The organism is Streptomyces sp. Isolate_45 (assembly GCF_024721315.2).
GTDB lineage: Bacteria > Actinomycetota > Actinomycetes > Streptomycetales > Streptomycetaceae > Streptomyces.
This window is the reverse complement of record NZ_JANFAK020000135.1, coordinates 1-21,206: the sequence shown is the minus strand read 5'-3', so window position 1 is coordinate 21,206 and position 21,206 is coordinate 1. Positions and strand designations below refer to the sequence as shown.

Annotated in this window: 17 protein-coding genes and 1 pseudogene; 5 read left to right on the top strand and 13 right to left on the bottom strand. The window is 73.4% G+C overall.

The window, feature by feature from the left end; translation table 11 throughout:
- Positions 1–31 precede the first annotated feature (31 nt).
- Positions 32–664: an NUDIX hydrolase gene (locus NOD94_RS31585; RefSeq protein ID WP_281209595.1), complete on the bottom strand. Its 633-nt coding sequence runs from the start codon at positions 662–664 to the stop codon at positions 32–34.
- An 82-nt stretch (positions 665–746) separates the two neighbouring features.
- Positions 747–2,399, bottom strand: a complete 1,653-nt coding sequence (locus NOD94_RS31580) for a CTP synthase (protein WP_281209594.1) — start codon at positions 2,397–2,399, stop codon at positions 747–749.
- Positions 2,400–2,878: 479 nt separating this feature from the next.
- On the opposite strand from NOD94_RS31580, the gene NOD94_RS31575 reads away from it, so the two are divergent.
- From NOD94_RS31575 to NOD94_RS31565, 3 genes are all read left to right on the top strand, one after another.
- Positions 2,879–4,684: a glycoside hydrolase family 15 protein gene (locus tag NOD94_RS31575; protein ID WP_281209593.1), complete on the top strand. Its 1,806-nt coding sequence runs from the start codon at positions 2,879–2,881 to the stop codon at positions 4,682–4,684.
- Positions 4,685–4,834: 150 nt separating this feature from the next.
- The gene (locus NOD94_RS31570) at positions 4,835–6,217 is read left to right on the top strand and encodes an FAD-binding oxidoreductase (RefSeq protein WP_281209592.1); all 1,383 of its coding nucleotides are present in this window, start codon (positions 4,835–4,837) and stop codon (positions 6,215–6,217) included.
- A gap of 22 nt (positions 6,218–6,239) precedes the next feature.
- Complete coding sequence (locus tag NOD94_RS31565) at positions 6,240–7,862, top strand: PucR family transcriptional regulator (RefSeq protein WP_281209591.1); 1,623 nt, start codon at positions 6,240–6,242, stop codon at positions 7,860–7,862.
- Positions 7,863–7,907: 45 nt separating this feature from the next.
- On the opposite strand, the gene NOD94_RS31560 is transcribed toward NOD94_RS31565, so the two are convergent.
- The 5 genes from NOD94_RS31560 to NOD94_RS31540 all read right to left on the bottom strand — a co-directional run bounded on the left by NOD94_RS31560 (position 7,908) and on the right by NOD94_RS31540 (position 13,331).
- Entirely contained in the window at positions 7,908–9,035 is a 1,128-nt protein-coding gene (locus NOD94_RS31560) for a glycosyltransferase family 4 protein (protein WP_281209590.1), read from the bottom strand.
- Positions 9,036–9,315: 280 nt separating this feature from the next.
- Positions 9,316–11,034, bottom strand: coding sequence for a DNA repair protein RecN (recN, locus tag NOD94_RS31555; RefSeq protein WP_281209599.1), 1,719 nt, complete (start codon positions 11,032–11,034; stop codon positions 9,316–9,318).
- Between the two features lie 209 nt (positions 11,035–11,243).
- Positions 11,244–12,203, bottom strand: coding sequence for an NAD kinase (locus tag NOD94_RS31550; protein ID WP_281209589.1), 960 nt, complete (start codon positions 12,201–12,203; stop codon positions 11,244–11,246).
- Positions 12,200–13,015 (bottom strand): TlyA family RNA methyltransferase, encoded by an 816-nt coding sequence (locus tag NOD94_RS31545; RefSeq protein ID WP_281209588.1) that lies wholly within the window; start codon positions 13,013–13,015, stop codon positions 12,200–12,202. The genes NOD94_RS31550 and NOD94_RS31545 overlap by 4 nt, the downstream gene beginning before the upstream one ends.
- A gap of 7 nt (positions 13,016–13,022) precedes the next feature.
- The gene (locus NOD94_RS31540) at positions 13,023–13,331 is read right to left on the bottom strand and encodes a hypothetical protein (protein ID WP_281209587.1); all 309 of its coding nucleotides are present in this window, start codon (positions 13,329–13,331) and stop codon (positions 13,023–13,025) included.
- A 65-nt stretch (positions 13,332–13,396) separates the two neighbouring features.
- On the opposite strand from NOD94_RS31540, the gene NOD94_RS31535 reads away from it, so the two are divergent.
- Positions 13,397–13,744, top strand: coding sequence for an SCP2 sterol-binding domain-containing protein (locus tag NOD94_RS31535; protein WP_281209586.1), 348 nt, complete (start codon positions 13,397–13,399; stop codon positions 13,742–13,744).
- A 17-nt stretch (positions 13,745–13,761) separates the two neighbouring features.
- On the opposite strand, the gene NOD94_RS31530 is transcribed toward NOD94_RS31535, so the two are convergent.
- From NOD94_RS31530 to NOD94_RS31515, 4 genes are all read right to left on the bottom strand, one after another.
- Positions 13,762–14,712 (bottom strand): ABC transporter ATP-binding protein, encoded by a 951-nt coding sequence (locus NOD94_RS31530; RefSeq protein ID WP_281209585.1) that lies wholly within the window; start codon positions 14,710–14,712, stop codon positions 13,762–13,764.
- Positions 14,709–15,737: an iron chelate uptake ABC transporter family permease subunit gene (locus NOD94_RS31525; RefSeq protein ID WP_281209598.1), complete on the bottom strand. Its 1,029-nt coding sequence runs from the start codon at positions 15,735–15,737 to the stop codon at positions 14,709–14,711. The genes NOD94_RS31530 and NOD94_RS31525 overlap by 4 nt, the downstream gene beginning before the upstream one ends.
- A gap of 56 nt (positions 15,738–15,793) precedes the next feature.
- Positions 15,794–16,843: an iron chelate uptake ABC transporter family permease subunit gene (locus NOD94_RS31520; protein WP_281209597.1), complete on the bottom strand. Its 1,050-nt coding sequence runs from the start codon at positions 16,841–16,843 to the stop codon at positions 15,794–15,796.
- Positions 16,844–16,936: 93 nt separating this feature from the next.
- Positions 16,937–18,004: an HAD-IIA family hydrolase gene (locus tag NOD94_RS31515; RefSeq protein ID WP_281209584.1), complete on the bottom strand. Its 1,068-nt coding sequence runs from the start codon at positions 18,002–18,004 to the stop codon at positions 16,937–16,939.
- A 98-nt stretch (positions 18,005–18,102) separates the two neighbouring features.
- Between NOD94_RS31515 and NOD94_RS31510 the strand changes: the two genes are divergently transcribed.
- Positions 18,103–19,374 carry a DUF1015 domain-containing protein gene (locus tag NOD94_RS31510; protein ID WP_281209583.1) on the top strand — a complete coding sequence of 424 codons (1,272 nt, stop codon included), beginning with the start codon at positions 18,103–18,105 and terminating at the stop codon, positions 19,372–19,374.
- Between the two features lie 83 nt (positions 19,375–19,457).
- On the opposite strand, the gene NOD94_RS31505 is transcribed toward NOD94_RS31510, so the two are convergent.
- Together NOD94_RS31505 and NOD94_RS31500 are read right to left on the bottom strand one after the other, a co-directional pair.
- Positions 19,458–20,360 carry a tetratricopeptide repeat protein gene (locus tag NOD94_RS31505; protein WP_281209596.1) on the bottom strand — a complete coding sequence of 301 codons (903 nt, stop codon included), beginning with the start codon at positions 20,358–20,360 and terminating at the stop codon, positions 19,458–19,460.
- Positions 20,361–20,522: 162 nt separating this feature from the next.
- A pseudogene (locus NOD94_RS31500) lies at positions 20,523–21,206 on the bottom strand (tetratricopeptide repeat protein); the annotation flags it as partial.

Below are 21,206 nucleotides of genomic sequence, written 5' to 3'. Positions count from 1 at the left end.
CGGCGCGGGGGCCGACCCGCGCGGGGCCCGACTACGCTTCGTACGGGCGGGCCGGCCAGGGCGCCTGGGCCGGGCGCAGGCCCTCGGGGCCCTCCGGGGAGGCCGTGGCGGCGGCCAGCGCCAGGACGCCCGTCACCAGGCCCGGGTTCCCGAGCTCGCCCGCGAGGACGCCGCGCACCAGGTCGGCCAGCGGCACCCAGGCCACCTCCATGTCGGCCTCCTCCGAGTCGGACTCCTCGTACCGCTCCCCCTCGGCGTCGGAGACGCCCCGCGCCAGGAAGATCCGGATCGCCTCGTCGGAGCCGCCGGGCGAGGCGAAGAAGTCGGCCAGCACCCGCCAGTCCTCGGCCTTGACGTGGGCCTCCTCGTACAGCTCGCGCTGTGCCGCGCGCAGCGGGTTCTCCCCCGGTACGTCGAGCAGCCCTGCGGGGAGTTCCCACAGCCGGTGCCGTACGGGGTGCCGGTACTGACGGATCACCAGGACCCGGTCCTGCGCGTCGAGGGCCAGGACGCACACCGAGCCGGGGTGGACCTGGTAGTCGCGGCGGACCACCGACCGGTCCGGCATCCGCACCATGTCCGAGGCGACCGCCGTCTTGGCGCCCTCGAAGGGCCGCCTCGACGACAGGGTTTCCCAGGTTTCCGACGTATCGCTGATCCCCATGCCCCAAGCCTCCACACAACGCGCGACAGCCGGGGTACGGATCTTTCCGTACCCCGGCTGTCTACGTTATGCGGTCAGGCGCTCACTTCGCGGACTGCTGCCGCTCCACGGCGGCCTTGACCAGTCCCGCGAACAGCGGGTGCGGCCGGGTCGGGCGCGAGCGCAGCTCCGGGTGGGCCTGGGTGGCCACCAGGTAGGGGTGCACCTCGCGCGGGTACTCGACGTACTCGACGAGCTTGTTGTCCGGGGAGGTGCCGGAGAAGACCAGACCGGCCTTCTGCTCCAGCTCGCCGCGGTAGGCGTTGTTGACCTCGTAGCGGTGCCGGTGGCGCTCGTCCACGTACGCCTGGTCGCCGTAGACCTCGCGCACGATGGAACCCTCGGCGAGCTTCGCCGGGTACATGCCCAGACGCATGGTGCCGCCCAGGTCGCCCGCGCCCTCGACGAAGGCCAGCTGCTCCTCCATGGTCGAGATGACCGGGTGCGGGGTGGAGGCGTCGAACTCGGTGGAGTTCGCGTCGGCGATGCCCGCGAGGTTGCGCGCGGCCTCGATGACCACGCACTGCAGACCCAGGCACAGGCCGAGCAGCGGGATCTTGTTCTCGCGGGCGTAGGTGATCGCGCCGACCTTGCCGTTGACACCGCGGTCGCCGAAGCCTCCGGGGACGCAGATCGCGTCCACGTCGGCCAGCTGCGCCGCCGCGTCCTCGGGGGTCTTGCAGTCGTCGGAGGTGACCCACTTGATCTGCACGCGGGCCCTGTTGGCGAACCCGCCGGCGCGCAGCGCCTCGGTCACCGACAGGTAGGCGTCGGGCAGGTCGATGTACTTGCCGACGAGTGCGACCTTGACCTCGTGGTCGGGATTGTGGACCCGGTCCAGCAGGTCCTCCCACACGGTCCAGTTGACGTCGCGGAAGGGCAGGTCGAGCTTGCGCACGACGTAGGCGTCCAGGCCCTCGGTGTGCAGCACCTTCGGGATGTCGTAGATCGACTTGGCGTCGATCGCGGCGACCACGGCGGCCTCGTCCACGTCGCACATCAGCGAGATCTTGCGCTTGATGGAGGTGGGGACGTCACGGTCGGCGCGCAGCACGATCGCGTCGGGCTGGATGCCGATGTTGCGCAGGGCCGCGACGGAGTGCTGGGTGGGCTTGGTCTTCAGCTCGCCGGAGGGGCCGATGTAGGGCAGCAGCGAGATGTGCACGACGAAGACGTTGTCGCGGCCGACCTCGTGACGGACCTGGCGGACGGTCTCCAGGAACGGCAGCGACTCGATGTCGCCGACGGTGCCGCCGACCTCGGTGATGACCACGTCGACGTCCGCGGTCGCCATGCGGCGGATGCGGTGCTTGATCTCGTTGGTGATGTGCGGGATGACCTGCACGGTGTCACCGAGGTACTCGCCGCGCCGCTCCTTGGCGATGACCGTCGAGTAGACCTGGCCGGTGGTGACGTTGGCCGAGCCGTCGAGGTCGACGTCGAGGAAGCGCTCGTAGTGGCCGATGTCCAGGTCGGTCTCGGCGCCGTCGTTGGTGACGAACACCTCACCGTGCTGGAAGGGGTTCATCGTGCCGGGGTCGACGTTCAGGTACGGGTCGAGCTTCTGCATCGTGACCCGCAGGCCGCGCGCCTTCAGCAGCGCACCCAGGCTGGAGGCGGTCAGCCCCTTGCCGAGGGACGAAGCGACACCCCCGGTGACGAAGATGTGCTTGGTCGTCATGGATTTGGGCGGCATCGCCAAGAGGGGGCTCCCGTGGTCGCGAGGTGAGGTGCGTCCGGCGCCGTTCCGCGAAGATCCGGATCGGGTCTCAGGGGGCGCCGAAGCTGCGGTTTCGGGGCTCCTGATTCGCACAGGCAGACCACCGGTCCACGGGGTACCAGCCTATCAGCGCCCGGGAGGGTCCGCTTCCGGACGCGCGGCGGGCCGCCCGCGCCGTACCGTCGTGGCGCAGCCCGGAGGGGCCGTTCGCGCAGGTCACCCGTTCAGTCGAGCCACATTCCCCCGGGACTTCAGGAGATCACTAGGGTGCCCGTCATACCCTGCTCGGATACTGCTGTTACATCGCCGCCGAGCAGGCCGGAATTCGGCGTCACCGCGCCACGTCCGGCAGTCTGGAGCTCGACGCGGAAATCCCTTCCGCGCAGCAGGACCGCGCATCCGCGCAATGCAAGCGCCCTCAGGGGCGGACGTGGCCGTTCGACTGGAGATGCAACGTGTCCGGGCGCATCGAGGATTACGCACTGATCGGGGACATGCAGACCGCGGCGCTGGTCTGCCGGGACGGGGCGGTGGATTGGTTGTGTCTGCCCCGTTTCGATTCCCCTGCCGCCTTCGCGAGCATTCTCGGTACCGAGGAGCACGGGTTCTGGCGGGTCGGCCCCGCGGTCCCGCCCGGGACCGAGCCGCCGCGTGCCGACCGTCGCCGCTACCGCGGTGAATCGCTCGTGCTGGAGTCTGAGTGGGACACCCCGCGGGGGACCGTCCGCGTCATCGACTTCATGCCGCCGCGCGAGGACCACGCGCCGCAGCTGATCCGCATCGTGGAGGGTGTCAGCGGGCGCGTCCCGATGCGCTCGTCGCTGCGCATGCGCTTCAGCTACGGACGGATCGTGCCCTGGGTGCACAAGGTGGACGGCCGTACCGTGGCCGTCGCCGGCCCGGACTCGGTGTGGGTGGACACCGACGCGGAGACGTACGGCAAGAACCTGACGACGTACTCCGACTTCACCGTCGGCCCCGGCGACCGCGTCGCCTTCGCCATCAGCTGGCAGGCCTCGCACCGCAGCGCCCCCGAGCGCCCCGACTCCGAGGGCGCCCTGGAGGCCACCACCGAGTTCTGGCGGGACTGGGTCGCGCACTGTACGTACCACGGGCCCTACCGGGAGGCCGTGGTGCGCTCCCTGATCACCCTCAAGGCCCTGACGTACGCGCCCACGGGCGGGATCGTCGCCGCGCCGACCACCTCCCTCCCGGAGGAGATCGGCGGGGTCCGCAACTGGGACTACCGCTACACCTGGCTGCGGGACGCCGCCATCACCCTGTCGTCGCTGCTGCGCACCGGCTACCGGGAGGAGGCCTCCGCGTGGCGGGACTGGCTGCTGCGCGCGGTCGCCGGCGACCCGGAGAACCTGCAGATCATGTACGGGATCGCCGGTGAGCGGGAGCTGGGCGAGACGGAGTTGGACTGGCTGCCCGGCTACGAGAACTCCGGCCCGGTCCGGGTCGGCAACGGCGCGGCCCACCAGCTCCAGCTCGACGTGTACGGCGAGGTCACCGAGGCCCTGCACCTGGGCCACATGACGGGCCTGGCCCGCAACGACTACGCGTCGGTGCTCCAGCTGAAGCTGATCCGCTACCTGGAGACGCACTGGAGCGAGCCGGACGAGGGCATCTGGGAGGTGCGCGGCCCGCGCCGCCACTTCGTGCACTCCAAGGTGATGGCCTGGGTGGCCGTGGACCGCACGATCAAGCTGATCGAGAGCGGGGACGCGGACGGTCCGCTCGACCGCTGGCGGGAGCTGCGCGACGAGATCCACGCGGACGTGTGCGAGAAGGGCTACGACAAGGAACGCAACACGTTCACGCAGTCGTACGGATCCCGGGAGCTGGACGCCTCCCTGCTGCTGATCCCGCAGATGGGCTTCCTGCCGCCGGACGACAAGCGGGTCATCGGGACCATCGAGGCGATCCAGCGCGAGCTGTCGACCCCGGACGGTTTCATCCTGCGCTACCCGACGGCCGGCGAGGAGGCCGGCGTCGACGGCCTCCAGGGCGACGAGGGGGCCTTCCTGGCCTGCTCGTTCTGGATGGCCGACGACCTCGCGATGATCGGCCGGGTCGACGAGGCCCGGCGGCTCTTCGAGAAGCTCCTCGCCCTGCGCAACGACCTGGGGCTGCTGGCCGAGGAATGGGACCCGAAGCTCCAGCGCCAGGTCGGCAACTTCCCCCAGGCCTTCAGCCACGTCCCCCTGATCGACACGGCCCTGCGCCTGACGGCGAGCGGGGCGTACGGGGGCTGACGCTCGGCGGTCGTTTCCGGGCGGGCCGCCCACGCGCGCGCACCACGCGCGCGTGGGCGGCCCGTCCCGCAGCCCGCTCCCGGGATGCCCCGGGCCTGGGCCGCGCCTAGCCTGGAGTGGTCCCTTGCCCTTTCCCGAAGGGGGCCTGTCATGGCTTCCCCATCGAAGGCGACCACGGCCCTGGCCGCGCTCCGCGAGGACCTGTCGGGCCCCGTCCTCACCCCGGAGGACGGCGGTTACGACGAGGCGAGGGCGGTCTTCAACGCCATGATCGACCGGCGTCCGGCCGTGATCGCCCAGTGCGAGAGCGAGGCGGACGTGGTCACGGCCGTCCGGTTCGGCCGCGAAGTGGACCTGCCGATCGCGGTGCGCGGCGGCGGGCACAGCGTGGCCGGGATGTCGCTGGGCGACGGCGCGCTCGTGGTGGACCTGCGCCGGATGAACGAGGTGACGGTGCATCCGGGGGCCAGGTCCGTACGGGTGGGCGGCGGCGCGACCATGAGCCACTTGGACCGGGCCTGCCAGCCGCACGGCCTGGCGACGACCGGCGGCCGGGCCTCGACCACCGGGGTCGGCGGTTTCGTGCTGGGCGGCGGATCGGGCTGGCTGGACCGGAAGTTCGGGCTGGCCGTCGACAACCTGCTGGGCGTGGACCTGGTGACCGCGGACGGCGAGACGGTCACCGCGACCGCCGAGGACCGTCCGGAGCTCTTCTGGGCGCTGCACGGCGGCGGCGGGAACTTCGGGATCGCCACGTCGATGACGCTGCGGCTGCACGAGCTGCCCGCCATGTCGATCGCGTTCGTGCTGTACCTGCCCGAGTACGGGCCCGAGGTGCTGCGTACGTTCCGGGCCGTCGTCGAGGCGGGCCCGCGCGAGGCGAGCGGGGCGGCCCTGTACCTGACCGGCCCGCCGGAGGATTTCGTACCGGCGCACCTGGTGGGGCGGCTGATGGCGGGCGCGCTGCTGACGTACGCCGGTCCCGAGGACGAGATGCGCAGGCTGGCCGAACCGCTGCTGGCGCTGCCGCACGAGTCGGAGATCGTGACGGCCATCCCGTACGCCGACCTCCAGTGCATGATCGACGATCCGCCGGGGATGCGGAACTACTGGTCGGCGGAGTACCTGACGGGCGTCCCGGACGCCTTCGTGGACGTGTTCTGCGCGCGGGCGGGCACCATGCCGGTGCCGACGGGCACGCAGCACCTGGTGTTCCCGCAGGGCGGCGCGATCGCCGACGGTCCGGCCGACTACCCGGTGCCGTACCGGGACGCGGCGTGGGCGGTGCACCCGTTCGCGATCTGGGAGGACCCGGCGGACGACGAGCTGTGCCGCCAGTGGGTCAAGGACGTACGGGCCGACGCGGCGCCCTGGTCCACCGGCGCCGTCTACCTCAACTTCATCGCGCACGAGGGTTCGGAGCGGATCGTGGCCGGGCTCGGCCCGGAGAACATGCGCAGGCTGGGGGCGGTGAAACGGGAGTACGACCCGGACAACGTCTTCCGGTTCAACCACAACATTCCTCCCGCCTGACCCCCTGGTAGCGTCCGGCGACATGGACAACCAGGGCGGGATCACGGTTCAGCGGGCGCTGGAGCTGCCGGGGCTGCGCAGCGGCCTTCCGGAAGTGGTGGCCTGCGCCGACCGGCTCGGCCGGACCGTCCGCTGGGTGCACGCGGGCGAGGTCCCCAACATCGCCTCCCTGCTCAAGGGCGGCGAGCTGCTGCTGACCACGGGGTTGGGCCTGGGCACCCGGCCCGCCGAGCAGCGGGCCTTCGTACGCCGCCTCGCGGACCGGGGCATCGCCGCGCTGGTCGTCGAGCTGGGCCCGCGCTTCACCCGGCTGCCCGCGACCCTCGTGGAGACGGCCCGCGCGGCGGGCCTGCCGCTGGTGCAGCTGCACCGGGAGGTGCCGTTCGTCGCGGTCACCGAGGAGGTCCACACCGAGATCGTCAATGGCCACTACGCGCTGCTCCAGCGGGCCGAGGAGGTCCACCGGCGCTGCACGGAGGCCCTCCTGGGCGGTGGCGGGATCCCGCAGGTGCTGCGCATCCTGGCCGACTTCACGGCGAACCCTGTCTTCCTGGAGACCACCGACGGACAGTTGCTGTACGCGGCCGGCCCGGTCGCCGGGGACGCCGCGGCGGACCCGCTCCAGGTGTGGGAGGGGCTGCGAGGCCAGCGCGAGGTCGAGCCCTCGGGGAACGCGGTGGTCATCGACGTTCCCGGGGGTGGTCACGGCACGGGCTCGGTCCGGGCCCGGCTCGTACTGGCGGGGGTGTCGGCGCCGCTGCTGCCGGTGCACCGGATGGCGGCGGAGCGGACGGCCGGGGTGTTGGCCGTGGTCCTCATGCAGGCCCGGCAGGAGGAGGAGCTGGCGGCGCGCGGCCGCGGCGATTTCCTGACGGACCTGGCGGAGGGCCGCATCTCGGCGGACGACGCGCCGGCGCAGGCACGCGTGCTGGGCTTCCGGCCGGGCGCGGGGCCGCTGCTGCCGATGGTGATGCGGCTGTCCACCGACCTGGGGGCCTCGGGGAACGGGGCGGTCCTGGCCCGGGCGGTCCTGGAGGAGTTGGCGTCGGTCGGGGTCCCGGTGCTGCTGGGCGTCCGTCCGGTGGAGGGGCGGGTGCCGCTGCTGGTGTCGCTGCGCGCGGAGTCGGAACGCACCGCGGTCGCCGACCGGGTGGCGGCGGCGCTTCGGGCGGGCGTCGAGCGGGCCGGCCTGGACCGGGCCGGGGCTCCCCCGGCGGTGGTCGTCGGCGTCTCCGGCAGCTGGGCGGCCGCCTCGGCGGGGCTGCGGCACGCCGCCGAGACGGCCACCGCGGCCCACGGGCTCCCGCCCCGGCCCTGGTACGACGCCCGCCGCCTGGACATCGACCTGCTGCTGTGGCGACTGCGCGAGCACCCCGACCTGGCGGCGTTCGTGGACCGGGCGATCGGGGCGCTGCGCGTCCACGACGCCGCTTCCCGGCCGCCGCTGCTGCCGACGCTGGAGACGTACCTGGCGCACGCGGGGCGCAAGGCGGAGACGGCCCGGGAGCTGCACCTGAACCGGCAGACCCTGTACAACCGGCTGGCGCGGATCTCCGAGCTGCTGGGCGCCGACCTGGACGACCCGGAGACGGTGCTCTCCCTCAGCCTGGCGCTGCGCGCCCGCCGGCACGTGGTGCCCTCCTGAGGCACCCGGCGGCCGCTCCGGGTCCGGCGGCCCGTGCGTCCGGGCTCAGCGCCGGCGTTCCATCAGTTCGTCGTACACCGAAAGGACCTGGGCGACCGTCTCGTCCTCGGAGGGCCACGTCGCGGCCTGGGCCCGACCGGCCTCCGCGAGGTCGGCGCGCCGCCCGGGGTCGCCCAGCAGCGCGGCCACGGCGCCGGCGAGCGCGCCCGGATCCCCGTACGGGACCAGCACGGCCGCGTTCCCGACCAGCTCGGGCACTCCGCCGACCTCGGTGGCCACCAGGGCCACGCCGGCCCGCAGGGCCTCCTGGGCCAGCAGGGAGCGCCCTTCCCAGCGGCTCGGCAGCACCGCGACGTCGGCGGCGGCCAGCAGCCGGTCGGCGTCGCGGCGCCGGCCCAGCAGCCGTACGGGGAGGCCCTCCTCCTCGATGCGCCGGGACAGCTCGGCCCGCAGCGGGCCCTCCCCCGCGATGACGAGCAGCGGTACCGGGTCCAGGGCCCGCCAGGCGCGCGCCGCGTCCAGCAGGACGGAGTACCCGCGACGGGCCGCCAGGCTTCCGATCGCGATGACCAGCGGCCGTTCCACGACGCCCAGTTCCGCCCGGGTCTTGTCCGCGTCGGCCACCGGCTCGGGGCCGTCGACCGCGGTCACGGGTACGGCCACGGCCGCGAGCCGGGCGTCGCGCGCGCCGCGCAGCCGGGCGAGGTCCACCTGGTCGGAGGAGGCGCCGAGCACCACGGCCGCGGTCCGCGCCACGTGCCGCTCCAGCAGTCGGCCGAGGCGTCCGAACGGGCCGGGCGCCTCGGGGGTGCCGCCGTGCCAGGTCACCACCAGCGGCACCCGCAGGCCGCCGCCGCGCAGGGCCAGCGCGGCCCGCATCCCGGCGCGCACCCCGTGCGCGTGGACCAGGTCCGCGCCGGCGCAGGCGGCCCGCAGCGCGCTCGCGGCGTCGGGCGTGAACTGCGCGCCGGCGCCGGTGAAGTCGTACTCCCCCTCCGCGGCGACGGGGGCGCAGACCGTCACGCGCACTCCGCGCGCGGCCAGACCGGTCGTCAGGGACCGTACGTGGGCGCTGCTGCCCGCGCCGGCACCGCCGAGGACCTGGACGGTACGCAGCGGTGGCCGCCCGTACGGTTGTGCGGGGGCGGGGAACGAAACCGGGGAGCTGCTCACGGGCCGAAGCTCCAGGGGGAGGAGTCAGAGACGTCGCCCAGGATGCCAGTCCGCACGCGCGTTCCGGGACCATACGGGTGCGGATCCCGTACGGGATACCGCGCGACGCCCGCCGGCCTCACCCACACGGGCTATCACCGTGTCACCCCGGGGCCTCCCGGACCCGGCTCCGCAGGCGTGCCCCGACCCGCCGGCGACCCGCTCGGAATCCGTCCCGGACGTGCCCCGGACGTGCCGGAGGGGCCCGGGTCGGTGTCCGTCCCGGGCCCCTCCGGTCGCGTCAGGCGTCGGCGCGCGCCGCGTCGAGGAGTTCCTCGGCGTGGGCCCGCGCGGTCTGCGAGTCCTCCTGCCCGGCCAGCATCCGGGACAGTTCGCGGATCCGGTCCTCGCCCTCCAGCACGGTCACGCCCGAGCGGGTCACGGACCCGTCGACGGTCTTCTCCACCAGCAGCTGCCGGTCGGCGAAGGCCGCCACCTGCGGGAGGTGGGTGACGACGACGACCTGCGCGGACTTGGCCAGTTTCGCGAGCCGCCGCCCGACCTCGACGGCCGCCTTGCCGCCGACACCGGCGTCGACCTCGTCGAAGAGGTAGGTGGGCACCGGGTCGGACCCGGCGAACACGACCTCGACCGCGAGCATGACGCGCGACAGCTCACCGCCCGAGGCTCCCTTGGCGATCGGCCGCGGCTGTGCACCCGGGTGCGGGGCCAGCAGCAGTTCGACCTCGTCCGCACCCGAGGGCCCGTACGCGACCGGGCGGCCGCCGACCTCGACGCCCTCGGCGTCCTCGGTCTGCCGGATGTCGATCGTCACGCGGGCGTGCGGCATGGCCAGGGAGGCCAGTTCCGCGGTCACGGCGGAGGCGAACCGTTCGGCGGCCTCACCTCGCGCATCCGTCAACGCCTGTGCCAGCAGGGACAGTTCCTCCCGCAGCCCGTCCCGTTCGGCGGTCAGGTCCGCGATGCGCCCGTCGTCCCCGTCCAGCTCCAGCAGGCGGGCGGAGCCCTGCTGGGCCCATTGCAGTACGGAGTCGATGGAGTCGCCGTACTTGCGGGTCAGCTGGGTCAGCGCCGCCCGGCGCTCCTCCACCGCGGCGAGTCGCAGCGGATCGGCGTCGAGGTCGTCGGCGTACCCGGCCAGTTCGCCGGCCACGTCGGTCAGCAGGATGCCGAGTTCCCCGATCCGCTCGGCGAGCGCGCCGAGGACCGGGTCGTGGGAGCGTACGGATTCCAGGGCCCGGTGCGCGCCCGCGACGAGCGTGTTCGCGTCGATGCCCTCCGGGTCCTCGGGGTTGCCCGCGAGGGCCGCGTGGGCGACCTGCGCGGCCGACGCGAGGGACTCGGCGTGACCGAGCCGCTCGGCCTCCGCCGCCAGCTCGGCGTCCTCGCCGGGCAGCGGTTCCACGGCGGCGACCTCGTCGAGCCCGAAGCGCAGCAGGTCCGCCTCCTGGGCCCGTTCCCGGGCCCGGGTGGTGAGGGTGTCCAGCTCCACGGCGACGGCGCGCAGCCTGCGGTAGGCGCCGGCGTACTTCTCCAGGGGGACGGCGACCGCGTCCCCGGCGTACCGGTCGAGCGCCTGGCGCTGCCGGGCGGGCCTCAGGAGGCCCTGCTGGTCGGTCTGGCCGTGGACGGCGATCAGTTCGTCGGCGAGCTCGCCGAGCAGGCCGACGGGCACGGAGCGGCCTCCGACGTGGGCGCGCGAGCGTCCCTCGGCGGACACGGTCCGGCTGATCAGCAGGACGCCGTCGTCGAGCTCCGCCCCGGCCTCCTCGGCGCGCAGGGCGGCGGGCGAGTCCGGGCGCAGGACGATGCGTCCCTCGACCACCGCGGCCTTGGCCCCGATCCGCACCAGGGCCGGATCGGCGCGGCCGCCGAGCAGCAGGCCGAGGCTGGTGACGACCATCGTCTTGCCCGCGCCGGTCTCGCCGGTCACCGCGGTGAATCCGGGCGACAGCTCGACCACCGCGTCGTCGATGACCCCGAGCGACCGTATCCGCATCTCCTCAAGCACGGGACGACGATACCGAGGTTTCACCGGTGCCATGGGACAGCACCCGCCCGGGGCCTTTCGAACGCGTGTACCAATACAGACTTATGGGACGGCCGGACGGTCCAACCGGTCGACCCGTCCGGTCGCCCCGGAGGGCCGACAGCGCGGCGCACTCCACTGGGGCGCGCTCAGCGGGGCGCGCCCCAGTGGGCCGCTCTCTAGTGGGGCGCGCCGCGCCATCCCGAGACCGGCAGCGCGAACTTCGCGACGAGCCGGTCCGTGAAGGACGCGTGGTGCAGCCGGGCGAGCCGCACCGGCACCGTGCCCCGGCGGACCTCCACCCGGGCCCCGGAGGGCAGCTCCAGCATCCGCCGCCCGTCGCACCACAGCACGCCGTGCGGGGTACCCGTCTGCACCTCGACCGCCAGCACCGAGTCGGGCGAGGTCACCAGGGGCTTCGCGAACAGCGCGTGCGCGCTGATCGGCACCATCAGCAGCGCCTCGACCTCCGGCCAGACCACCGGTCCGCCCGCCGAGAAGGCGTACGCCGTCGAGCCGGTCGGCGTCGCGCAGACGATCCCGTCACAGCCGAAGCCGGTCACCGGGCGCCCGTCGATCTCCAGGACCACCTCCAGCATCCGCTCCGGGGACACCTTCTGGACGGCGGCCTCGTTCAGGGCCCAGTCCCGGTGGACCACGTCACCGTTCGTCCGTACGAGGACGTCGAGGGTCATCCGCTCCTCGACCTCGTACTCCCGGGTGACGACCCGGTCGACGACCCGGTCCAGGTCATCGCGCTCGGCCTCGGCGAGGAACCCCACCCGGCCCAGGTTGACGCCGAGCATCGGAACGCCCGAGCCGCGCGCGAACTCCGCCCCGCGCAGCAGGGTCCCGTCGCCGCCCAGCACGATCAGCAGCTCACACCCCTCCAGCACAGTGGGCGTGCACTCGGCGACGAGCTCCACCTCGGGCGGCAGCGGCAGGTCCACCGCCTCGTGCTCCAGGACGCGGACCCCGAGGCCCGATTTGAGCAGGCCCTGCACGACCAGTTCCGCACTGCGGATGGCCGCGGGCCGCCCGGTGTGCGCGACCAGGAAGACGGTGCGCGCTCCTGCCGGATCCGGTTCTCCCGGACCCGTCGGAAATCCCGAACCCGCTGACGCCGACGAATCTGTCACTGAGGCCCCTCCGCCACTGCACGGTCCACATCCCCCGGGTCGAGTGCCGGTGCCCCCGCCCGCAGCCACAAAAAGTACTCGACGTTCCCCGACGGCCCGGGCAGCGGGCTCGCCGTCACGCCGACCACGCCCAGCCCCAGCTTCCAGGCCCGCGCGGCGACGTCGCGCACCGCTTCCGCGCGCAGCTCGGGGCTGCGCACCACGCCGCCGCTGCCGAGGCGGTCCTTGCCGACCTCGAACTGCGGCTTCACCATCAGCACCAGGTCGGCGCCGGGTGCCGTGCACCGCACGAGCGCGGGCAGCACCAGCCCGATCGAGATGAAGGACAGGTCCCCGACGACCAGGTCCACCGGGATCCCGTCGATCAGCTCGACGGTCAGTTCGCGGACGTTGGTGCGGTCCTTGACCGTGACCCGGTCGTCGCTCTGCAGGGACCAGGCGAGCTGCCCGTAGCCGACGTCGACGGCCACGACGTGGTCCACGCCCGCGCGCAGCAGCACGTCGGTGAAGCCGCCGGTCGAAGCGCCCGCGTCGAGCGCCCGCCGACCCTCGACGACCAGCCCCTGCGGCCCGAACGCCGCGAGGGCGCCGGCCAGCTTGTGGCCGCCCCGGGAGACGTAGTCGGGGTCGCTGTCGTCCTTCAGCACGACGAGGGCCGCGCTGGTCTCGACCTGGGTGGCCGGCTTGGTCGCGGTGGTGCCGCCCACCGTCACCCGGCCGGCGGCGATCAGCTGGGCCGCGTGTTCCCGCGAGCGGGCCATGCTGCGGCGTACCAGTTCGGCGTCCAGGCGGCGGCGTGCCACTCCTGCCACGATCGGTTCAGCTCCTGTTTTCGTAAGGTCCGGGGACGGTCGGTGCGTCCAGCGCGGTCAGCGCCTCGCGCAGTCCCCTGTGCACATCCTCGTACACCTCGACGTGTCCGTCCGCCGCCAGCCGGTCCGCGTCCGCCAGCCGCTCCAGGTGGGCGTCGACGTCGGCGTGCCCGGTGGGGGTGCGTACGACGCCCAGCGGGGCGGGCGCGGACGGTTCGGCGGACTCCGCCGCGAGGTCCTCCCCGGACGCCGTCCCGGGCCCCTCGGGGCGGTCCTCGGGGCGGTCCTCGGCGCTCTCCGGTCGTTCGTCGGTCATGGCCCGACGCTACCGCGAAGCGGGTGGACGGCCGCGCACGGCTCTGCGGTACGGTCGTGATCACCATGGCTACGATCGAGGAGTGCCGCGAAGCACTCGACCGACTTTCCGACAACCTGGCGCGGGCCGAGGGCGACGTGCGCGGCGCGGCGGCCCTGGACCGCTCCCTGAGCTGTCACATCACCGACCTCGACCGGACCTTCACCGGCCGGCTGGACGACGGCCGGATCAGGGTGGACGCGGTCGCGCCCGGCCCGCCCCGCGCGAAGGCCGAGATCAGGCTCGCGATGACCGGGGACGACCTGCTCGCGCTGGTCGCGGGCGAGCTGAGGTTCCCCAAGGCCTGGGCCTCCGGCCGGGTCCGGCTGGAGGCGGGCTTCCGTGACCTGCTGCGCCTGAAGTCCCTCCTGTAGGGCGGGACCCGTCCGGCTCAGAGCGCTCCGACGGTCGCCCGCGCACGGGCCGAGCGGCCCGCCGGCACCACCAGGGGGGTACCCGTCTCCGGGTCCTCGATGATCTGGCAGCGGACCCCGAAGACCTCCTCCACCAGGCCGGCGGTGACCACCTCGGCCGGCGGCCCCTCGGCGACGACGACGCCCCCGCGCAACGCGATCAGATGGGTGGCGTAGCGGGCCGCGTGGTTCAGGTCGTGGAGCACCGCCACCAGGGTCCGGCCCTGCTCCTCGTGGAGTTCCGCGCACAGGTCGAGGACGTCGAGCTGGTGCTGGATGTCCAGGTAGGTCGTCGGCTCGTCGAGCAGCAGCAACGGGGTCTGCTGGGCGAGCGCCATCGCGATCCACACCCGCTGTCGCTGACCGCCCGACAGTTCGTCCACGGCCCGGTCGGCGAGTTCGGCGACCCCGGTGGCCGCCATCGACTCGTTCACGATCCGCTCGTCCTGCGGCGACCACTGGCGCAGCAGGCCCTGGTGCGGGTACCGGCCGCGCGAGACGAGGTCGGCGACGGTGATGCCGTCGGGTGCGATCGAGGACTGCGGGAGCAGGCCCAGGGTCCTGGCGACCTTCTTCGCGGGCATCGAGGCGATGGCCTGCCCGTCCAACAGCACCCGCCCCGCGGAGGGCTTCAGCATCCGCGACAGGGCCCGCAGCAGCGTCGACTTCCCGCAGGCGTTGGGGCCCACGATCACCGTGAAGGAGTTGTCGGGGATCTCCACCGACAGGTTCTCCGCGATGATCCGCTGGTCGTACCCGAGCGTGACGTTCTCCGCGGTCAGCCGCTGCACCTGCGTACTCCTCGTGTTGCGGGACTTGTCGCCCGGCTCGTTGCCCGTCCCGTTGCCCGTCCCGTTGCCGGGCTGGTCGCTGCCTGATTCCTCGCCGGGGCCGGGACCGGGGTCGGGGCCGCCCGTCCGCGCGGTCATATGCGGCCCGCCTTGCGCTCGGCGACGAGCAGCCAGAGCAGGTAGAGACCGCCGATGAGCCCGGTCACCACGCCCACCGGCAGCTGGTCCGCGCCGAACGCCCGCTGCGAGGCCAGGTCGGAGGCCAGCAGCAGTACGGCGCCCATCAGCGCGCCGGTCAGCAGGTTCGAGCCGGTCGAGCGGCTCAGCCGCCGCGCCAGCTGGGGCGCGGCCAGCGCGACGAAGCTGATCGGCCCGGCGGCCGCGGCCGCCGCGGTGGTCAGGACGATCGCCGCCGGCATCAGCACCATGCGGGTGCGCTCCACCCGCACGCCCAGCGCGTACGCGGCGTCGTCGCCCATCTCGATCGTGCGCAGCGCCCGGCTCTGCCCGAGGACCACCGGGAACAGCACGGCGCAGGTGGCCAGCAGCGGCCACACCTGTGCCCAGTCCCGGCCGGCCAGCGAACCCGTCAGCCAGACCATCGCCCGGGTGGCCTCGACGACCTGGGCCTTGGTCATGAGGTACTGGATCACGGCGACGAGGACGGCCGAGGACCCGATGCCGACGAGCACCAGCCGGTACCCCTGGATCCCCCGCTTGTACGCGAGCAGGTAGACGGCCGCGCCCGCGAGCAGACCGCCGGCCAGCGCGCCCAGTGCCACCTCGGTGGCCCCGCCCTTGAGGACGACGATGACGGTGAGCGCGCCCACGGAGGCACCGTGCCCGAAGCCCAGCAGGTCGGGCGAGCCCAGCGGGTTGCGGGAGACGGACTGGAAGACCGCGCCGGACATCCCGAGGGCCGCGCCGACCAGGACGGCGACGAGGACCCGGGGCAGCCGCAGGTCGTTGACGATGAAGGCGTGGGCGGGACTGCCGTTGCCCAGCAGGGTCCGTACGACGTCCAGGGGCGCGATCTCGAAGTCGCCGGTGCCGATGAGCACGACGGCGAGCACCGTCGTGGCGGCGGCCAGCACCACTCCGGTGAGCAGCGCACGGGGCTCCACGCGCAGCGAGGTCCGCCCGGGTCCGCGCAGCGCACGCAGCCGCGCCTTCGGAGTGGCGGCGACGGCGCCGGCCGCGGTCCTCGTACCGTTCGCGGTCACAGCTGGGCCATCCTCTTGCGCCGAACCAGGTGGATGAAGACCGGGCCGCCGATCAGGGCGGTGACGATGCCGACCTGCAGCTCGGCCGGCCGGGTGACGACCCGTCCGATGACGTCCGCGCCCAGCAGCAGGACCGGTGCGAGCACCGCCGAGTACACGAGGACCCAGCGCATGTCCGGCCCGGTCACGACCCGCACCAGGTGCGGGATCATCAGCCCGACGAACACGATCGGCCCGCACGCCGCGGTCGCCGCCCCGCACAGCAGGGTGATGGCGACCATGGCGGCGATCCGGGTCCGTGTCAGGTGGGCGCCGAGCGCCCGAGCGGTGTCGTCGCCCATGGCCATCGCGTTGAGCGGGCGCCCCAGCAGCAGCGCGAGGGCCGCGCCGACCAACAGGAAGGGCGCCACCTGCTCGACGGTGTCCATGGTCGCGGAGGACAGCGAACCGACCGTCCAGAAACGCAGCTTGTCCAGCGCCTTGGAATCCATCAGCTGCACGGCGTTGATATAGCCGACGAGCGCCGCGCTGGCCGCCGTACCGGCGAGCGCGAGCCGCACCGGCGTCGCGCTGCGGCTGCCGCCGAGCACGTACACGACGACCGATACGGTCCCCGCTCCCAGGAAGGCCCACCACACGAACTCGGTCAGCGAGGCGGCGCCGAAGAAGCTGATCGCCGACACGACGGCGGCCGCGGCGCCCGCGTTCACGCCGAGGATGCCGGGCTCGGCCAGCGGGTTGCGGGTCAGCGCCTGCATCACCGCGCCGGACAGGCCGAGGCCCAGCCCGACGAGTACCCCGAGGACGGTGCGCGGGACCCGAAGATCCCGCACCACCACGTCGTTCGGGGTTCCGGCGTACGAGAACAGGCCGTGCCAGACGTCGTCGAGGGACATCGGCTTGGCCCCGACGGCGATGCTCGCCACCATGACCAGGGCCAGTACGGCGACCGCGACGAGCAGACCGGCGGCCCGCGCCGCGTGGCGCGGGCGGGCGGCGGGCACCGGCGCGGCGCTCCGTTCGGATTCGGGGGGACTGTCGACCAACACGAAGGTTAGGCTAACCTAGCCGGCCGACAATACGTTCATCCGAACGGCCCAGGTGAAGGCCCGTCTCGGAGGCCCGCCTCGGAGGCCGGCTCAGAGCCCCAGCTTGGCCAACGCCTTCGCCACGTCGTGCGCGTAGGACCCGTCGCCGGCCGCCGACCAGGCGACCGCGCACAGCGCCCGCAACCCGTCGAGCGGGTCCCCGTCCGCCTCCACCGGCGACGTCCCGTCGGTGTCCACGAGCTTCGAGACGTCCAAGTACGTGCCCATGTCCACGGCGCTCCAGCCACCGCACCGCCAGGCGCCGTCCCGCTCCGTCGGCTCCGGCTGTCCGGTCAACAGCCCCCGCAGGTCGCGGTCCACGTAGGTCGGCCGGTGCTTCGGCTCGGCCCGCAGCAGCTGCGCCGCGTCCGTCACCCCGGTCAGCACCAGCAGGGAGTCGACGTCCCCGTTGTGGGCGCCCTCGATGTCCGTGTCCAGCCGGTCCCCGACCACCAGCGGCCGCTTCGCCCCGGTCCGCAGCACCGTCTCCCGGTGCATCGGGGGCAGCGGCTTCCCCGCCACCTGCGGCTCCGCGCCCGTGGCGATCCGTACGACCTCCACGGCCGCGCCGTTGCCCGGCGCGATCCCGCGCGCGCCCGGGATCGTCAGGTCCGTGTTCGACGCGTACCAGGGCACCCCCCGGTTGATCGCGTACGAGGCCTCCGCGAACCGGCCCCACGCCAGGTCCGGCCCGCCGTACCCCTGGACGACCGCCGCGAGGCCCTCCTCCTCGGCCGAGTCCACCGGCACCAGCCCGCGCTCGCGCAACGCGACCCGCAGCCCCTCGCCACCGATCACCAACACCTTCGAACCGGGCTCCACCTGGTCCGCGATCAGCCGGGCCACCGCCTGCGCCGAGGTGATCACCTCACCCGCGTCCGTCGGGATCCCGAGCTCACCGAGGTGCTCCGCGACCGCCTCCGGCGTCCGCAGCGCGTTGTTCGTGACGTACGCGAGGTGCATCCCCTCCTCCCGGGCCACCGCGAGGGAGTCCACCGCGTGCGCGATGGCCCGCCCACCCGCGTACACCACCCCGTCGAGGTCCAGCAGGGCCGTGTCGTACGCCTGGTGCAGACTCCGCTCACTGCCCGCGGGACTGGTCCTGCTCTGCCGGGTCATCCGGTCCGCTCCTCACATGATCGAACTTGTCCGATATTGCGCTACCCCATTACTCCCCCGATCATCCCGCATCGCGAGACGCGTCTTACCATGCACCAATGACCACACCTGGCAACGCGGAGCACGGGCTGCGCCTGATCCCCTTCCACGGACTGCGTTACGTCCCGGAACGCGTCGGCAGCCTGGCCGCCGTCACCTCGCCGCCGTACGACGTGGTCGTACGACCCGACGGAGTCGACTACCTCGAATCCGCCGACCCGCACAACATCGTCCGGCTGATCCTCCCGCAGGCCGAGACCCCGGCCGCCCGCAACGAGCAGGCCGCCCGCACCCTCCACGACTGGCTGGCCGAGGGCGTCCTCAGCGCCGATCCCGACGCCGCGCTCTACGTCTACGAGCAGCGCAAGGGCTCCCTCCTGCAACGCGGCGTCGTCGGCGCCCTGGCCCTGTCGACGGCGGACGCCGGCATCGTCCTGCCCCACGAGGACGTCATGCCGGACGTCGTCACCGACCGCGCCGGCCTGATGCGAGCGACCTCGGCGAACCTCGAACCGCTGCTGCTCACCTACCGCGGAGACGGACCGGGCACCGGAGCGGCGGCCGTCGTGGAGGCGGCCGCCACCCGCACCCCCCTCCTGTCGACCGTCACCGAGGACGGCTTCCTGCACCGCCTGTGGGCCGTCACCGATCCGGCCGAACTGGCCGCCGTCGCCGCCGACCTCGGCCACCGCCAGGCCCTCATCGCCGACGGCCACCACCGCTGGGCGACGTACCTGCGCCTCCAGGAGGAGCACGGCTCCCCTACCCCGTGGGACTTCGGTCTGGTCCTGCTCGTCGACACGGCCCGCTACCCGCTCCAGGTCCGCGCCATCCACCGGATGCTGCGCCGCCTGCCCCTCGCCGACGCGCTGGCCGCGCTCGAAGGGAACTTCCGCGTCCGCCCCGTCGAGGGGCCGTTGCCGCTCGCCCTGGAAGTCCTCGCGGACGCCTCTGAACGCGGCAACGCCTTCCTCCTGACCGGCGACGGCACCTTCCACCTCGTCACCGACCCCGACCCCGAGCTGATCGCCCGCACCGTACGCCGCGACCGCCCCGAGGCCTGGCGCCGGCTCGACGCGACCGTGCTGCACGCCTCCCTGCTCGACACCCTGTGGCAGGTGCCGGACGCCCCGGAGCACATCACGTACATCCACGACGCCCCCGCGACGGTCGCCATGGCCGAACGCCACGGCGGCACCGCCGTCCTGCTGCACCCCGTACGCGAGGACGTGGTGCGCGACCTGGCCCGCCAGGGCGTCACCATGCCCCGAAAGTCCACGTCCTTCGGCCCCAAGCCGGCGACGGGCCTGGTGCTGCGCAGCCTGGACTGATCCGCCCCGCCGATCGGCCCCGAACGCACGAAAGGGCGGTACCCCCGGTGGGGGTACCGCCCTTTCGTCGTCAGTCAGACCGCTCAGACGTTGTCACGGTCGTCGCGCTCGTCGCGCTCGTCCCGGTCATCGCGCTCGTCCCGGTCATCACGCTCGTCATCCTCGATGACGACGATCTCGTCGGTGACGTCGACGTCGGAGTCCTCGACGGGCTCGTACTCGTCGTCGTCCTCGTCGTAGTACTCGGCCTGGTCGCCCGCGCGCTCGGCGGCGGCGACTTCGGCTTCGTCCTGGTCGTCGTCCTCGTCCTCGTCGTCGCCCTCGTCATCGAAGTCGGCGTCCGAGTCCTCGTTCGCTTCGTCCGCGAGGGTCGCGGCGTCCACGAACTCGACGCCGTCGATCTCGGCGAGCCGGTCGGAGGCGTCGGTGGCCCCGTCCTTGTCCGCTTCGAGGGTCTTGGCGAACCACTCGCGCGCCTCGTCCTCACGACCGGCCGCCAGCAGGGCGTCGGCGTAGGCGTACCGCAGGCGCGCGGTCCACGGCTGCACGGAGCTGGAGGCCAGCTCCGGGCTCTGCAGGGTGACGATGGCGGCGTCGAGCTCGCCCATGTCACGGCGGGCACCGGCGGCGACCAGACGCATCTCGACCTGGCCGGCCTTGTCCAGCTTCTGCACCTCGGGCTCGCCGGCCATGGCCAGCGCCCGCTCCGGACGGCCGAGGCCGCGCTCGCAGTCGGCCATGACGGGCCACAGCTCGACCGAACCGGTCATCCGCTTCGCCGCACGGAACTCGGCGAGCGCCTCGCTGTACTTCTGCGTGGCGTACGCGGCGAAGCCGGCGGCCTCGCGGACGGCGGCGACGCGGGAGGCCAGACGCAGGGCGATGCGGGCGTAGGCGTACGACTGCTCGGGGTCCTCGTCGATCAACCGGGCCACCATGACCAGGTTGCGCGAGACCTCCTCGGCGAGGCCCTTGGGCAGGCTCAGGAGCTCCTGACGCACATCGGCGTCGATCTCGTGGCCGGTGATGTCGTCGTCGATCGGGAGCCGCTTGACCGGGTCCCGGTCGCGGTCGGCCCGGAAGTCGCGGTCGCCACCGCGGTCATCGCGACCACGGAAGCCACCGCGGTCACCACCGCGGTCATCGCGGCCGCCACGGAACCCACCACAGTCGCCACCCCGGTCGTCGCGACGCGGGTACGACGGACGGTCGCCACCACGGTCGTCACGGCCGCCGCGGAACCCACCGCGCTCGTCGTCGCGACGCGGGTACGAGGGACGGTCGCCACCCCGGTCGTCACGACGCGGGTACGACGGACGGTCCCCGCCACGGTCGTCACGACCGCCACGGAACCCACCACGGTCATCGTCGCGACGCGGGTACGAGGGACGGTCGCCACCCCGGTCATCACGACGCGGGAAGGACGGACGGTCGCCACCGCGGTCGTCGCGACGGAAACCGCCGCCACCACCCGAAGGACGCCCACCACGGTCGTCATCGCGACGCGGGTACGAGGGACGGTCGCCACCACGGTCATCACGACGCGGGAAGGACGGACGGTCCCCACCACGGTCGTCACGACGGAAACCGCCGCCACCACCCGAAGGACGCCCACCACGGTCGTCATCGCGACGCGGGTACGACGGGCGGTCGCCACCACGGTCATCACGACGGAAACCGCCGCCACCACCGGAAGGACGCCCACCACGGTCATCGTCGCGACGCGGGTACGAGGGACGGTCGCCACCACGGTCATCACGACGCGGGAAGGAGGGACGGTCGCCACCGCCGCGGTAGCCACCGCCGGAAGGACGGTCGCCGCCGGCGGGACG